Source organism: Pandoraea cepalis (assembly GCF_902459625.1).
Lineage (GTDB): Bacteria > Pseudomonadota > Gammaproteobacteria > Burkholderiales > Burkholderiaceae > Pandoraea > Pandoraea cepalis.
Genome location: NZ_CABPRY010000006.1, coordinates 1 through 14,185 on the forward strand (window position 1 = coordinate 1; position 14,185 = coordinate 14,185).

Here is a 14,185-nt window from a genome sequence, read left to right on the forward strand (position 1 = left end):
CCCCCCCCCACTGGTTGATCAACGTAGATCCCGCCACCATATTAGACGGAGCCAAATTAGCTGCAATCGCTGTCGTCAAACCGGTGAATGCCGTCTGCCCCGTGTAAGTATTCGCGATGTTCGTAGCAAGCTGCGTGACGTTGCTTACCTCCGTGGCAGCCTTATTCTTGTGGAAAATCGCCACCAGAATGACCACCACCGCTGCAACGCCCAACAGGCGCACCAGGTACTTAAACCATGAACCCATAATTTCATCCAACTTTCACCTCCGTCTCATGTTTCGCATTAATGAAGAATTTTGGAGTTCAGCACGCGCTTAGCTACCGCCGATCGCTCCCAGCTGCGTCGTGACGCCATTGATTGCGTACATCAGGAAGCCCATAAGCGCGTACATTCCAATCTCGGCATAGAAGCCTGCTTTCTTGGCTTGACTGAGTGCATTTCGTTCGATTTCAACCGACCAGCGCTTTGTCAGGCGTCCTACCTTCTCGTGAAACTCCTTCGCTACGGCGATCGAGCGAATGCGGTCGATGATGGCCGGGTTCGGAAATTCGAAGGGCGGTAACTTACCGTTTGCGCCTGTAGCTTCAAGCGCATCAGCAAATTCCATCCCGCCCTCTGTCATGCGGAAACGGACATGCCAGAGTCGTTCCCTTAGCCATGGGCTCGCCGTTTCCATTTGGCGATCCAACGCGTGAACATCCGGGACGCCCGCGGCGACCAGTCCAGAAAATGACGAGAGCCACTTGTAGCCCTCGATATCGCGGTAGAACGAGTACGGGAAGTAGCGCTCCGCTTTGATACGATGCGGTCCAACCCAACGCGGAAAAGAGAAGCGCACCGCATAGACTAAAGCCACGCAAACTAGTGGCGGCACAATCGACAGCCAGGACTGCGACAAATCAGCCGCCTTGTACATAACAATGCCTAATCCTTGCACCTTGCTTTCCGGCAACCCTTGCACGATGCTCGGCATCACGTAAGCGCCCACGGCCCACATCACACCATAGGTCATCGCGAGGTACAGGATTGGACGCACAGCGGCTGCCTTGTAGGCTCGGATCACTGACTCAACCCGATCATGCGAGTCGACGATCAGATCGAAGGCGTTGATCAACTCCCCCGACATCTCACCGCCGGCGATCATGGCCGCTTCTTCACGTGGGACGGCGATCGCGATCGCGCGACGCAAGGGCAGTCCTTCGCGCATGCGCCGGCAGACGTTCTCGATCAGCGCCTGAGAGCTCTTTCGCTTTCGCTTGCGCAGGATGTCGGCAAAACCGTCCAGCGCATTCTCGACAGACACGCCGTTTTCCACTTGAGAGGCTAGGTGCATATAGAGCGCCTCCCGCGTCTTCCAGTCGAACGCCTTGCGGTCGGCCGCATCCGATAGCTTGCCCCACCATCCGGTTCGCTTGCGGGTCAGGATCCGATGTTTTCGAGGTGCACGGGGACGTATCCCGATAGCGCTCAGCATCTGCGTTAGTAGCCCGCCTGACTTAGCCATTCACCACCTCCAGTGCCGGCCGGTCGAGCCCGTATTGACTGAGGTCCACGACGTCGTGGAACATGTCCTTTGGCACGATTACGTCCACCATTTCCGTTACGTGGTTCGGATCCACTCGCCCCGTAAGGACATGTCGGATGGCCGTCTCCAGGAGTGGGGGATCCGCGTCCGGACGGCGGTGGAAGTTGCGCCGCGCCATCGCGGTTCCGCGATGGATAAAGTCAGCCATGAGTTTCGCGTCGGTCACAACCACTTCCATGATTCCGAACCGGCTGCCAGTTCCCTCGTGATTGCAGTGCTCGCAGCCCTCGCCTCGCACGTAGATCTGGCTCAGGTCGCCGTCTGTCGACCATGTTTTCAATGCGGCCATGACCGATTCACTCACGCGACCAGGCGCGTCTTCCGCGCGCACGCGACAATGCGGGCATAGAGGGCTCAGCAGACGCTGCGCAACTACGCCCCGCACGACCTTCGGGTCGCAGAACATCGCGCGCTTTAGCTTCGTGATGTCCATCAGTTCGAGACGTTCCGGCCACAGGAATGCGTCGGACACGTGTAAGGTCGTCGTCACCTTGTGGCCTGTCGTCGACGCCTCGAACGCCATAAGCGCTACCTCGGCGCCTCGGATTTCACCCGGAGAAATGATTTTGGGTGCCATCCGCAGCGCAGCAGCCATCGACTCGGCGTATTGTTCAGCCGTAGCTGCCTTGTCCAGAGCATTTGTCACTGGAAGCTGCGTGGACCACTCTTCCGGAAACTCGATCGGGTCCGCGATCATGATTTGCTTAAGGTAAGGACGCACACGCGCCTCCTCCATTCGCAATTCGTAGTCGGTAGTCGACTTCCCGGCACCTGTCGGGCCGGTGATAAGCAAGATTCCGTCCGGCATCGACATGATGTGACGCAGCTTTGCTATGTTCTGCTCCGTGAAACCCATCTTCGGTAGCAGAAAGTCGCCGCGCGGGGCCGGCGGAAATTTCAGGATCGGCAGGCCGGCACGACGCTCGGCCTTGACCGTGTTCGAATATTGCAAGCGCAGCACCATGAACTGGCCGCCCTGGGCAGCCGGGAACATCGGGCCACGCACGATTCGGATCGACGTTATACCCGTGTCAGGATTGAGCTTTTCGCCCGTCACCTGCGCGTTCTGTCGCTCGTGGTCACGCCACTGCGAGTCGCCCGTGGTCACCAGACCTTGCCAGATGGCGCGAACCAGCAACTGCGCCTTCTCCTGCTGATACTCGCGAAAGTGACGAAGGTCGTTGTTGACCGTCAGCTGCACAATGGCATGTTGACCCCGCAGCAGGAAGTGGATATCGGATGCCCGGTAGTAAGCCGCACACTCAATGAGTTCAAGCGCTTCCCCTCGGTTCTCGTAGCCCTCTTGCTCGGACGTCTCGGCGTCGCGTTTGCTGTAACGAAGGCCGTGACCGTCCCGCAGTTGCATCACCTCCGCTAGGCCAGTGATATGCTGCTTGATCTCGAAGCCGGCGAACTTGTTGCGCTCGATCCACGTGAGGTAAAGCGGATCTTGCGCAGTTCTCTTGTCGACATGCGCAGTCATTGTCACCCGATCGAACGCGATATTCGACGCGATCTTTTCGGTTGGCGGGATGAACTGCCGCCGCGCTCCGCCTACGTCATTCCTAACGTCCATACACCACCCCCGATATCTTCCAGTACGCCGCCCTGCCACCGGCCTTTCCGGCAACATCGCCCAGGTCCATTTCACTCAAGCGAAGGCCCGGCACACTACTAAAATCCAGAGCAAACGGAGCCGCCGGAACTGAGAAGGAAAACTGAATTGCGGGCACGGGCGCTGGCTGAGCTTTGCCCAGCGCCGCAGCGCCGCGCTCCTTCGGAGGCGAACCTGGCATCGCGGATATAGAGACGGCGATTCCATGCTCCTGAGACCATAAGATCAGTGCAGCACGTGCGTCACGCAGCGCGATCGCATCGTCCTTGCCTTCCGGGCCGGGCGGCAACGGAAGCACCACCGACTGCGACGCGCCGTTTCCATCCTCGGATATAACAGCGTCTGGCGGAGCATAGGCAATGGTCGCGCCCGGTCCACGCTTCCAACCCACCAATAACCGCGAACCCGCACAGTGAAACGTGACGAGTTGCCATCCGTTATGCCAAGGCGGCTGCGTGTAGACGGCCTGACGGCATGCATCAAGCCAGGCGGCTGGATTCGGCGACGAGCGCAGGATCTTTCCGGAGTCGGGCGCAGCGTCCTGCGCTGCCTTGCGAGCGTTCGCTGCTACCTGTGCGTGAACTAGAGCCTGGCGCTTCTGCTCCTTAACATTCGCGGAATGCTGGTAACTGAGGTACACGCCTCCCAGACACACAATTGCGGCCACGCCCCCCAACACGACACGCGCGGAATATCGTGACGCTGTCAGCGATTCAATACCAGTACGCTTTGCTCTCGCGCGAGAAATGAGCTCTTCAAGATTCCCGAGCGTACCGTTGACGTGGTTAAAGTCCTCGAGGGACCCGTGCTCCTGGCGGGCGCGCAGAATGTCCTCGTAGGAGCCGACGACGTCACCGTCCGGCATCATCCCGTAGTTGTCCCGGACTGCGATGTACCACCACAGTCCGTCCCCGAGGTCGAATGCCCCCGCCCACGGTACCTTATGGGAATCCGCCAGCAGTGCCGCAAGGCTGTACACCTTGCTCGGCCACCCGCTGCTCAGCGCAGGGCTGAAACCCACCTGAATTGCTTCGTCGCCAACTCGACGCGCGATCCAGTCCGTGCCCATCGTTGCTGCTTCCTCCGCGAGCTCCGCGCGTTCGGGCTGCACCTCGTACGACCGCCAGCGCATGCCAATCAGCCATCTTCTGCGGCCGATCGTCACGATCTCAGCACGCCCAACTGAAGGCGGAGCGGCGCGCGCACTTGCGCCGTAGGAATCCCCGATGTATTTCAAATCTGCCATGTTCGTTTGGTCAGGAGCCACGAGAGCTTTTAATGCAACCCGAGGGGCATCGCGCCCAGGATCGCGTGATTCGGCTGCCCGCTCGACTGTGCCGAGAATTCTTGCGACGTCGCTCCCGCGAATTGGAGCGAGAACACCTTGCCGCCTTGAGCCACCATGACTTGTCCCAGCTGGATGCTCTCGATCTTGCCGAGACCGCGAACCGAGTCACCTGGGTGCACCGACACGCGTGCCCCTGCCCCTAACTGGATGTTTGCCGTCCAACGGCCATCAACCATACTGACTTCCTGAACAACCGCGTCACGTTGAATCAATGGCGAAGCGCCCGGAGCTGCTAACGGCTGGCCTTGCATCGTCATATTGGCTGCGCCGGCGAATGCCTGTGACACGCCGTTGTCGTTGAAGATTCCACGACGTGCCTGATCGAGCTTGTAGTGGAGTTTGGCGTTTTCGATTTGTACTTCCGTCAATTGGCTGTCGGCATGAATCGCATCCACCGACCGGTAGTAATTCGCCCAGGCAGGTCCCGTAGCGGTATCTCCAGCGACACTGCGAGCAGGAGCACCGGCACTGGAAGCAACACCAGCGGCCGTTACTCTGCTGGGTGCGCCAACTGCAGACGTACTGGCGGGTGCTCCGAAATCCCACGAGTCTGACGTGCCCGCCGGCGCGCTAGCCGCCGGCGCCGCAGCACTGGCGTTACCACCTAACATTGATACTGCGGCACCGAGCAGCGCGGCGCGCCAAACATGCAATTTGAACCGGGTTTTCATGGAGGTTCGTCTCCTTCAAAGAACGCGGGCGGTGATCACGATTGCAATCAACTTCTTCTGACGCCCACCATCAACGCCCCCACCGAAGAGCCAGTTGGTCGGCGAACCCACGCCACTGCGGGTAACGGCCGAGTTGTCCTGCTGCAGACCCGCGAGCATCAGCGCTGCGCCTGGCGTTAGCGAAACGCTCTGCTGAAACGTTGCGGACGAAACGTTCGGCGTTTGAATGCTTGAGCCATTGCTCGAGGCGGTAGTAATGCCATTGAGAACCGAATTTGTCATGTCCATCGAGAGCAGAATCCGGCCGTTCACGACTTGGGGCAAGAACGTAGCGGTGAAGCCCGTTGTTACGACCCCCGGAGTCAGAGTCGACGTCGACCCTACGTTGGCCGTGTTCGTCGTGCCACTTTGCGCCAGATAGGTGACCTCATTCGCGACCTGCATCGGTGCAGGCTGACCGTTCAGCGTGACGACAGACTGCGTCACTGTCTCGGAGACTTGGCCAAGCGTTGACAGCGCATTGAATGCGAGCTGCGAGCCATTTAAGCTCGACGATTTACCCGCCGTTCCTGACAGTACCAAAGGGGCAAGGCTCCCCGAGCTGGGTGGAACTCCAGGAGGCGTGAGCGACAGGCCATACATGGTCGACAGCTTGCTGTAAATGACGCTCGGGCTCCACGAATAGTTATCTCCGTGCGAGAGATTTACCGAGTAAACGGATACAGAGATCAGTACCTGCTGACTCAGCTTGTCCGTCAAGCTCTTGACCCATTCCTCGACGTGCTTGACCTGCGTGGGCGAACCCGTCACGGTGATACTGCCAAGCGACGGCTCGGCGGAAATTTCGGCAGCGCCGCTAGCGCTCGAACCGGCAACCGTCTTCGCCGTTGCTGCAATCGTCTTCCAGACGTCTACGTCGTACGAATCGCCCGCAAGCGACTTGCCCGTTGTCGAACCAGTAGTACCACCCACCGTACCCGCACCGGAATTGCCATTGAGAGTACCCGGACCTGTCTGAGCAACGATCGAATTTTGCCCAGTGGATTTACGGTTGATCGCTGAGATATAGAAGGTCTTGGAGGTAGTCCGATAGAACCGCACCACGCCTTCGTCCATCTTCCACCACAGACCTGCTTCATTGGCAGCGAAGTCCAGCAGCCCCTTCACCATACCTTGGTACGAAACCCGCATAGTCGGAAGTGCTGCGTGAGCAATACTCCCGCCGGCCCCCTTCTGACTCGCTCCGGGAGCATTCAGCAATCCCGGCGGCAAAGGAAGTTGTCCGGACCCCGTCGTGTTCGCGTTGAGCGTGTCCCCGCCGCCCGCTCGTTGAACTTCCGAGATGTCGACGGGAAGCCCAACCTGCCGCGTGATATACGCAGCCAGCTCGGAAAGCGTGACTTTATTCGGCGGTTCCCATGCAATCTGGCGCTTCAGGATCGGTGAGATCTCTGGGCTAACCTGAACCGTGTCACCAAGCAGCCAGGCGCCGGAAGTCCGCGAAACGACAGCATGCTCAAGCGATGCCTTTGCTTGCTCCTCGACGACCATATCGGCGGTCTTCGTTACCGCGTTGCCGGCATCCGTGATATTTGCGCAACCACCAAGGAAGGTTGCGGCGGCCATGGTGCCCAGAACGGCGCGCGATACCTTGGGCAGCGATTCGCTCATCTTATTCATGTGCGTTTCCTTTTCCTCGAATTACTGCTGGGGGGCCACGCCCGGACCTTGTATGAGAACGGTGCGGTTACCGTCGAAAATCTTGGCACGGATCAGGGCACCGTTGGCTGCGAGCGTCTTCACGACGTCCGTCACCGCGCTAGGGAAGTCCCCCGTAAAGCTCGTCGCAGCTGCCGCAATCACATCGCGGGGCATTTGCCAGACCACCCTCCAGCCCGCGCGTTTGGCCCAATCCTTGATTTCTTCGCCGATTGGGAAGCCTTCGCGAATAGTCCATGTGTCCGCAGGTTTCGTAGCCGACACGGCGGCGTTGATGGGCGCTGCCGGTAACGTCGCGCCAGATGTGACATCAGGAGCAGACGTGGAGCCAGCATCGGTCGCGGCTGTGTCGCTACCCGCGAGCGGTTGCCATCCCGCCCGAGTGAGTACAGACGAATCGCTGGCCGCCCACGTCATCGAGGAACTAGCAGCAACCACGAGCGCGGCAATCGCCGTAGCCGCGGGACGAATGCACATAGAAGACTCCTGTGGGCGGACCTGGGTCACGGACTGCCGGGTATGTGAAGGTGAGGAAATCATGATGTACTGCCCTCGTGGTCGACAAAGCGAACTGACCGAGAGCGTGTAACGGTCACGCCGAAACCATCGGCGTCGACGACGAAGCTGTCGCCAGCCCCGCTGACACGGTAGTAGCGGCCTTTCTGCTTGCCCGGCACGACCTTGCCGTCGACTCGCACAGTGACCTTCTTCGTGCCTTCGGCCACGCGGAGGTAGACCGCACCTGACTCCGAGAACACCTCCTCGAGGCCTGCCGCGTTATGGGTTGGGTAATGGAAGGTGTCAGCGATTTCGCGCGATACGATCACGCTCGATTGACCATCGCGGACAACGAATTTTGGCGCGGCACTGATCGTCATGACGCTCGCACTGTCATCCCAAGACGACCCCAAATGCTTCCCATCTGCAGACGCAAACTGCATGGCCGCAGTCGGCCGCGCACGGAAGTGGATCTGGATGGATCCGCCGGAGCCATCCCGTATGCCGTCAGCGCCGAAATCTTTCGCGAGATACGAAATGTTCGGCGACGCTTCCTTGACGACTACTGGGGGTACGGCACCGGATGCCGGCGCTGCAGAAATAGCCGTGGTCGCAACCGACTGCGAAACAATGGGTTCGCCGACGACTGGCGGCCTTTTTCCGTCCGTATCGATACGTGCACTCACTCTGACGATAGGGCTTGTCAACGCAGGCGTAGCCGGTCTGTCGGCAGCATTTCCGCCGGCCGCGATGGTAACCCCGGTGGCATACCCACCTGGCACCGCACGAAGGATTGAGTTCGCGTCCGCGCGTCCCGCCGGCGACGAGTTGTTGACGGCCTGCGCCGTCGGGGCGGACGGCAATCCAGCATGCTGGACATGAAGCGTGATCGCCCCAGCACGGACCGTGAACGACTCTGGGGTACCCGGCAGGCGCAGGTACGGACCATCCGACAGAGCTCCTGCCACATTCGTGCGCGCGTTCCCGGATGGCTGGATGTACGTATCCTGGCCGTCATTAAAGACGAGCGTCGGCCGAACGTGCACTGGACCATCAATCCGATAGCCGAAGTCGAGCGCAGGCGCCGCGTATGCGGTATTTAGCCCGATCACTAGGCCGGACACGAAGAAAACGCATGTGCTCCGCAGCGCAGTGCAGCTTCCAATATTCGGTCTCATCGCCATTACCTCCTGTAATACGGCGTAAGTGCAAGGTCATGACGAACCAAGAAGGTGAATTGGGTACCGCCGGAGCGCGTGATCGTAGGCGGGATGTCCTTGTTTCTTGAGAGCAGATTCGTCACCACCTGCTGCAGCGTTTGAGCGAAGATCGTTCCGCCCATTTGGCTAGTGCCAAGACCTTGGTTTACCGTGACGTTCTGCTGGGTCGTATTGAGCAGAAGAGTCGCAGCCCCAATCACGAGCGCACTGCCGAAGATCTTCAAGAAGTGGCTGTTGACGTCGCCCTCGAGACCACTCGAGCCATCCATCTCGCCACCTGGCGTACCCGACAAATCAATCCACGACCCGTCCGGCCGGACAAGGCGTGTCACCGCGATAAGCACACGGCTTTGTCCCACACGGACATCGTGGTTGTATTCCCCCATCAAACGCGACCCCATGGGGATCATCAGAGAGTGACCGGTAAGGGTGTCGTAGACGTCGCTCGTCACCATTGCGGTTACTTGCCCTGGATTGTCGGTATCCAGTCCCGTCACGAGGACCGCGCGAACAGGCGTACCCTCCCCTACAATGGGCATGGCTGGAGCCGCATGCATTCTCGTCGGCACGCCATCGTCGGCTTTCTGGGAAGCCAGCCACTGATCCTGCTGCCCCGACCGAGTGCTCACCCCTACTGCGCTCCCTCCCTGGCTGCCGCCGTACGCCGACGAAAGTTGCATGACACGGTCCATCTGCTTGTCCACCACGGACTGGTTCTCCCGCATCTGATTTTTCAGGTTCGCGGCAAGCTGCTCAGATGGCGACAGTGCTGGCGATGCGCGACCTGTGTCATTCGAACGAAGCGTCTGAACGTCGTTCGCCTGAAGCGGGGAAGCGGCGATTTGTGCTTCGCGCTCGGCTTTCGCATCAGCAGCTTGCTTTTCGGCTTGAGCCGCGGACGCTAACATCTGACCAGCAGTACCATTCGCACCGGCCGGTCCTGTCCCACCTTGCGCACCGATAGCGGCAGCAGCCGCTGCATTCGGATCCGGCGCCTTAGCACTGGTCGCGGAAGCTGACGCAGCAAGTGCGGCTCGCCGCCGCTGATCCTCTGCCTGGGCTTCAGCGTCCTTCGCACTTTTGACCACCTGTGCGCCTGCCGTATCTGATGGCGTGAACGTATCAGTGCTTTTCCTGCGGTGAGACATCGGCGTGTTAGGCATGCCATAGAGGTAATACAGTCCACCACCAAGCAGTGACACGACTATTAGAAAGCCTATGGTCTTGCCCTGCTTCCGCTTCCCGCGCGTCAGGTCCTCTGTCGCTTCGCGATCAGGAGACTGGAGGGAATCCGGAATGTCGTTGCGGTCCACCCGCCTACGGGCAGGGTTGCCTTGCTCGAACGGCGACTCATGGACCTCTAACTCGTCAGACATCTTTGGCCTCAGTTCTGAGTGTTATCTTTGGAACCAATGTTCCACCAGTGCTTGCCCCGGCCCGACTCGACATAGACCTCCTGGTCGTCCAGCTTGAGCACGAAACGATCAGCAATTCGGTCAGCGATAATGAAGTTTCCCCTCAGGCGCGTGACGATAAGTTGGAGACGCTTGTGGTCGTCAGGGACGAAGACTGCTGGCATGTCTTGAACACTTGGCAGCCGGAAGAACGTCTTCGTGCCGTCGTCGAACACATCGATCGGCCGGAAGTGTGCGTCCCCCTTGATCTCGTAGCCGTAGCGAAACGAAGTCGGATCGAGCGGCGGGGTGAGAACCTGGCTGTCCAAGCGACGCTTCTCCGTAATGAATGACTCCGCCCGTGCTTGCGCCTGAAGCTGTACCTCCTTCACCTCCTCCGGATAGTTGAAACTAACTTGCTGGTAGAACTTTCCACCCGGATCCGAAGCGACGAGGTAAAACTCATAGGTTCGCTTGTTGGTGACCAGTGTCAGGCTTGTCGAGATACCCGAGCGAACAGGCTTGACATACAGATGGGTCGGCCCGCCGCTGATGCGCCACTGGATGGAGTCACCCAATACCGGCTTTTCGACAACACCCTCCCCCCGCTCCAGCTGAATATGGGTCCCCTGGCCCGACTGAGTGAGCAGAGGAAAGACCGCATCCGAGCTATAGGTGAATGTCACTATCCGATCGTCAAACGGCGACGGCGTCGGAGTTTCGGCCGGATTGCGAGTGGCGCCTTCCTTAGCATGCGCCAAGGCCACCAAGCCGAGGAATGCTGAGGTCAGGATCACGCGAGCGATCGAGCGGGCCGAATTTTTCATAAAGAAACCTTGTCGTGGATCTGCGACCACCGTCACGGAAGCCGCCATCATTGTTCCTGGTTGACGTTGAAGCTCTTCACATAGATTCCGCCCGGGTTTATCTTGACCTGCTCAATGGTCGTCGTCGGGATACGCGTGTAGGTGATGGTCATGGCCCAGGTCGAAACTTTCGGCTGAGAGCCCGATGCACTGCGCTCCGTAAGAGTGAATCGGATGATGACTGTGTCATCCGTGATGAAGTTGACAGTCAGGCGATCGAACGTCCGGCGCAAAGTTGGCGTATCGTGCAGACGGGAGTAAGGATTTTCTTTGTGCAGCAACGCGTTGAGCTGATCGGTCGCCTGGCCGACGGTCATCTTCCCGGCGAGCGCCAGATTGTTATCGATCGTCGACGCGTTGATGTCGTAGACGTTGTTGATCCAATCCGAAAGGAAATACGCAACAGCGTCGCGGTCTGGCACGTAGGAGGAAGGGCCGCTAAGGTCCGACGTTAGTCGCCCGCCCTTATCTTCGCGCACAACGATCGTCTGGATCGTTTTTAAGGGCACGAGCACGACCCACGCGACCGAATTGACGAGTGTAAGAACGCCTAGGAATACCGTAGCCAGGAACCAGCGATTGGCAGTGATCCGCTCCATCTCTCCACGAGCGAAATACTTCCGCACCGCGGATTCCCTGACCGGCCCTGGAGTGAACGGTGGAACCGACGGTCGCTTGGACGATTCAGCCCGATTAGTGGGCTTTTGGCTAGATGTCTTCATGCCACACATTCTCCTGATGAGCGTCATGCATCGGGACTTGAATGCGAGCGGCAATCCGGGGGTTTTCTACGTGCTGGGAATCATGAAACCTCGGGCTTCAGTCTGTCAGTAATATTCTTCGACGCGTTCGGTCAGAACAGGCCGCAGCGCGCAAGGACTTGTATATCCAGCTATTTTCAGTTCTCGTCGCGCCAAATCACCTTAGTCTGACGTTCGGGTGAATGAATGAGACCGGAGACACGATTCATCATTGCGGTTTGCCACGTGGCGACTAGACGATATGATTGCTTCAAGTGCGGAGATATCACTTCGCGCATCCCCAACAACCATCGAGGTTGTAATGTCCATCATTACAGTAGTCCCGGAACATCGTGGTCGAGCCCAGCGGTACGCCTACGTCTACGGCGCAATGAAGGTTCTCGAGAGGCCCGACGAGAGCGCCATGAGATATTTCGATCCGGGCACACAAATCCTCGGCATCGAAGACGTGAATAACGTCGTCACCATCAAGTACCGAAGCAGGGCCGCCCTCGTCCAGTATTCCGGGCTTCTCCTCCAGGCGTGGAAGCATGTCGCAGTCTCGGTCGATGTTCCCTTCCTCCGTCACGTGACGCTGGACGGAGCGGTCGTGGTCGGCGATCCGAACGCTCACCCGGAACAGTACGAAACGAAGGTCGAGCGGGGCGCTCCCTTTCGCGGCAACATCTTTCCTGAAGACGGTGCAAGGACGCTTTCGCTTGGGATGGTGATAGGCGCCCTTCATGTGCCGGGCCACCCTTACCCGCTCGCAAAGGATGCGCCGAAGCTAATCGGAGCGCATATCGGTGGAATGGGCTGGCAAAGCGGCGTGGTTGTGGTGGAGTGGAACACACCTGAAGCTTTCTTGGCTTACGGCTACATCGTCATGTACGCATGGCGCGTCGCTGGCAACGATCCGGCGCCGGGGACTATCCGCCATGTGCTGCCGGATGGCAGCCACGTCGAGTGCAATCTGTGGGAGGAAGACCCTTGGAAGACCGTGGTTAGCGTCATCGGCCGGCATCACACGAAGTAACCGCGAGCACGCAACTTCCCGGCTTGGAAACGCAAAAGAGTCGCACCAATCCTACGGTGGCGTTACACGCCGGCGGTCACGAACGGCCTACATCCACCTCCCAACCGCCGCCATAGTCGTGCCACTGCTCTCCGGCACCACCACCCGGGGTTGAGCCTGGGCCGGTGCCGCCAGAGTTGCCCGATTGAGGACCGCCGCCAAAGGATCCGGCGTTACCATCACTCGGAGCAGGCAATGCCGGAGTAGCACTGAACGATCCCGTTTCGCTCGAAACAGACGGACCACCAGCGCGGGCCGCGCCCCCATCTCCCCCTCCTCCTCCGTCGCCCCCCCCCGATTTATCCGCCCCCTTTTCTCCGCCGGCTTCCTTGCCACCCTCTGCCATTGCCCCCGCAGCAGCACCCAGGGCAGCCCCCGCAGCTGCCATTGCCGCTTTATTGAAACTCGCGTGGCCAACCGCTGCGCCACCAAACAGCGAGCTCGCGATCCGCGGGATTTCTTTAAACAGATGGGTCAGGATCCAAGTGATGCCCAGCAGTCCTAGGAGGCCCGCAATCGAAATGCCCGAGGTAGAGTCAATCGTTGCTGGGTTCGCACTAGAGATTTGTGACTGCGCAGAGGTCAGCATGGCGGACACAAGTGACAAAACAACACTGATAACCATCTGATACGCAGACGCGCCCAAAAGGAACTTTAGCCAGCCCTTGAAAAAGTCGCTCGACCACTTACACACAGCGCACGCAACAAACAACGGTCCTACCGCAACACCAATGGCGACCATAAGTATCCCAGTCAGCATTACCCCGACTAGCTCACCTACCGAAATGACGGCAAAGATCAGCGCCGCAAGAATAATTACCGAGCCCAGAATCACTTGCGCAATGATGCCGATCGTCCACTTAAGCAACGGTATGCAGCCCAATGATTGGAAGAAGGCCACAATCGTCGAAGCAAACGTATTGAAGATATGTTGCATGAAAGTAGAGATGGCACTCGACGCAGATGACGATCCTGTCGCTGCCTGCGTAAAGGAGCTCAAAAGTCCTTGCAGGCCACCGCTCGTGCCAACTAGCGAAGCATAGGAGCCTAGGCATGTGGCCACGATCACGGCTGGAACCAACGAGCCAACCACGATCCCCATGAAGCTATCTCCACTTCCAGCAAAGGAATCCAGAATGCCCCACAGGAAATAAGAGAGCGCGAGAACCCCTGCAAGCGTCAGCGCGATGGGAGTGGCGCTTGATGCCATGGAGTTTGCCTTAGAGGCAATGGTCGACTGCGCGCTATTGATCGGTGACAGGATGATGTTCGAGATCGAACTTATCGCCGTCCAGTTCGCCGTGTCACCTGGTGATAAGGGCGTGCAAGCAGACGTGCTGATAGCATTTGCCAGGTCGCCCACACCCTCTGCGCGGCTTTGGACCGGCATGACCAACAAAAGCGGCAAAACCAACATCAAGATGGTTCGCTTCCAAAAGTCCATGATCATG

13 protein-coding genes are annotated in these 14,185 nt (G+C 58.9%); 1 reads left to right on the plus strand and 12 read right to left on the minus strand.

Features of this window, described 5'->3' with window-relative positions:
• The 11 genes from PCE31107_RS13790 to PCE31107_RS13840 all read right to left on the minus strand — a co-directional run.
• A partial coding sequence (locus PCE31107_RS13790; RefSeq protein WP_217425203.1) for a type 4 pilus major pilin occupies nucleotides 1–259 on the minus strand: 259 nt, incomplete at its 3' end.
• Between the two features lie 57 nt (nucleotides 260–316).
• Entirely contained in the window at nucleotides 317–1,507 is a 1,191-nt protein-coding gene (locus PCE31107_RS13795; RefSeq protein ID WP_150609139.1) for a type II secretion system F family protein, read from the minus strand.
• A complete protein-coding gene (locus tag PCE31107_RS13800) occupies nucleotides 1,500–3,164 on the minus strand; it encodes an ATPase, T2SS/T4P/T4SS family (RefSeq protein ID WP_174966662.1) in 1,665 nt (554 codons plus the stop codon). Before PCE31107_RS13800 ends, PCE31107_RS13795 begins: the two co-directional genes overlap by 8 nt.
• The gene (gene pilO2 / locus PCE31107_RS13805; protein ID WP_150609143.1) at nucleotides 3,154–4,449 is read right to left on the minus strand and encodes a type 4b pilus protein PilO2; all 1,296 of its coding nucleotides are present in this window, start codon (nucleotides 4,447–4,449) and stop codon (nucleotides 3,154–3,156) included. The genes PCE31107_RS13800 and pilO2 overlap by 11 nt, the downstream gene beginning before the upstream one ends.
• Before the next feature lie 29 nt (nucleotides 4,450–4,478).
• A complete protein-coding gene (gene pilP, locus PCE31107_RS13810) occupies nucleotides 4,479–5,222 on the minus strand; it encodes a type IV pilus biogenesis protein PilP (RefSeq protein ID WP_150609145.1) in 744 nt (247 codons plus the stop codon).
• Nucleotides 5,223–5,237: 15 nt separating this feature from the next.
• The gene (locus tag PCE31107_RS13815) at nucleotides 5,238–6,902 is read right to left on the minus strand and encodes a hypothetical protein (protein ID WP_150609147.1); all 1,665 of its coding nucleotides are present in this window, start codon (nucleotides 6,900–6,902) and stop codon (nucleotides 5,238–5,240) included.
• A 21-nt stretch (nucleotides 6,903–6,923) separates the two neighbouring features.
• Nucleotides 6,924–7,418 carry a toxin co-regulated pilus biosynthesis Q family protein gene (locus PCE31107_RS13820; RefSeq protein ID WP_174966663.1) on the minus strand — a complete coding sequence of 165 codons (495 nt, stop codon included), beginning with the start codon at nucleotides 7,416–7,418 and terminating at the stop codon, nucleotides 6,924–6,926.
• Between the two features lie 59 nt (nucleotides 7,419–7,477).
• On the minus strand, nucleotides 7,478–8,617 hold the full coding sequence (locus PCE31107_RS13825) for a hypothetical protein (RefSeq protein ID WP_150609151.1): 1,140 nt from the start codon (nucleotides 8,615–8,617) through the stop codon (nucleotides 7,478–7,480).
• A 5-nt stretch (nucleotides 8,618–8,622) separates the two neighbouring features.
• Nucleotides 8,623–10,035, minus strand: coding sequence for a TraB/TrbI/VirB10 family type IV secretion system protein (locus PCE31107_RS13830; RefSeq protein WP_150609153.1), 1,413 nt, complete (start codon nucleotides 10,033–10,035; stop codon nucleotides 8,623–8,625).
• Between the two features lie 8 nt (nucleotides 10,036–10,043).
• Nucleotides 10,044–10,931 carry a TrbG/VirB9 family P-type conjugative transfer protein gene (locus PCE31107_RS13835; RefSeq protein ID WP_150609155.1) on the minus strand — a complete coding sequence of 296 codons (888 nt, stop codon included), beginning with the start codon at nucleotides 10,929–10,931 and terminating at the stop codon, nucleotides 10,044–10,046.
• Nucleotides 10,928–11,641, minus strand: a complete 714-nt coding sequence (locus PCE31107_RS13840) for a VirB8 family type IV secretion system protein (protein WP_174966664.1) — start codon at nucleotides 11,639–11,641, stop codon at nucleotides 10,928–10,930. The genes PCE31107_RS13835 and PCE31107_RS13840 overlap by 4 nt, the downstream gene beginning before the upstream one ends.
• Before the next feature lie 340 nt (nucleotides 11,642–11,981).
• On the opposite strand from PCE31107_RS13840, the gene PCE31107_RS13845 reads away from it, so the two are divergent.
• On the plus strand, nucleotides 11,982–12,695 hold the full coding sequence (locus tag PCE31107_RS13845; protein ID WP_150609159.1) for a hypothetical protein: 714 nt from the start codon (nucleotides 11,982–11,984) through the stop codon (nucleotides 12,693–12,695).
• Between the two features lie 76 nt (nucleotides 12,696–12,771).
• Here the strand turns inward: PCE31107_RS13845 and PCE31107_RS13850 are convergent, their stop codons facing one another.
• A complete protein-coding gene (locus tag PCE31107_RS13850; RefSeq protein ID WP_150609161.1) occupies nucleotides 12,772–14,184 on the minus strand; it encodes a type IV secretion system protein in 1,413 nt (470 codons plus the stop codon).
• Nucleotide 14,185: the final 1 nt, after the last annotated feature.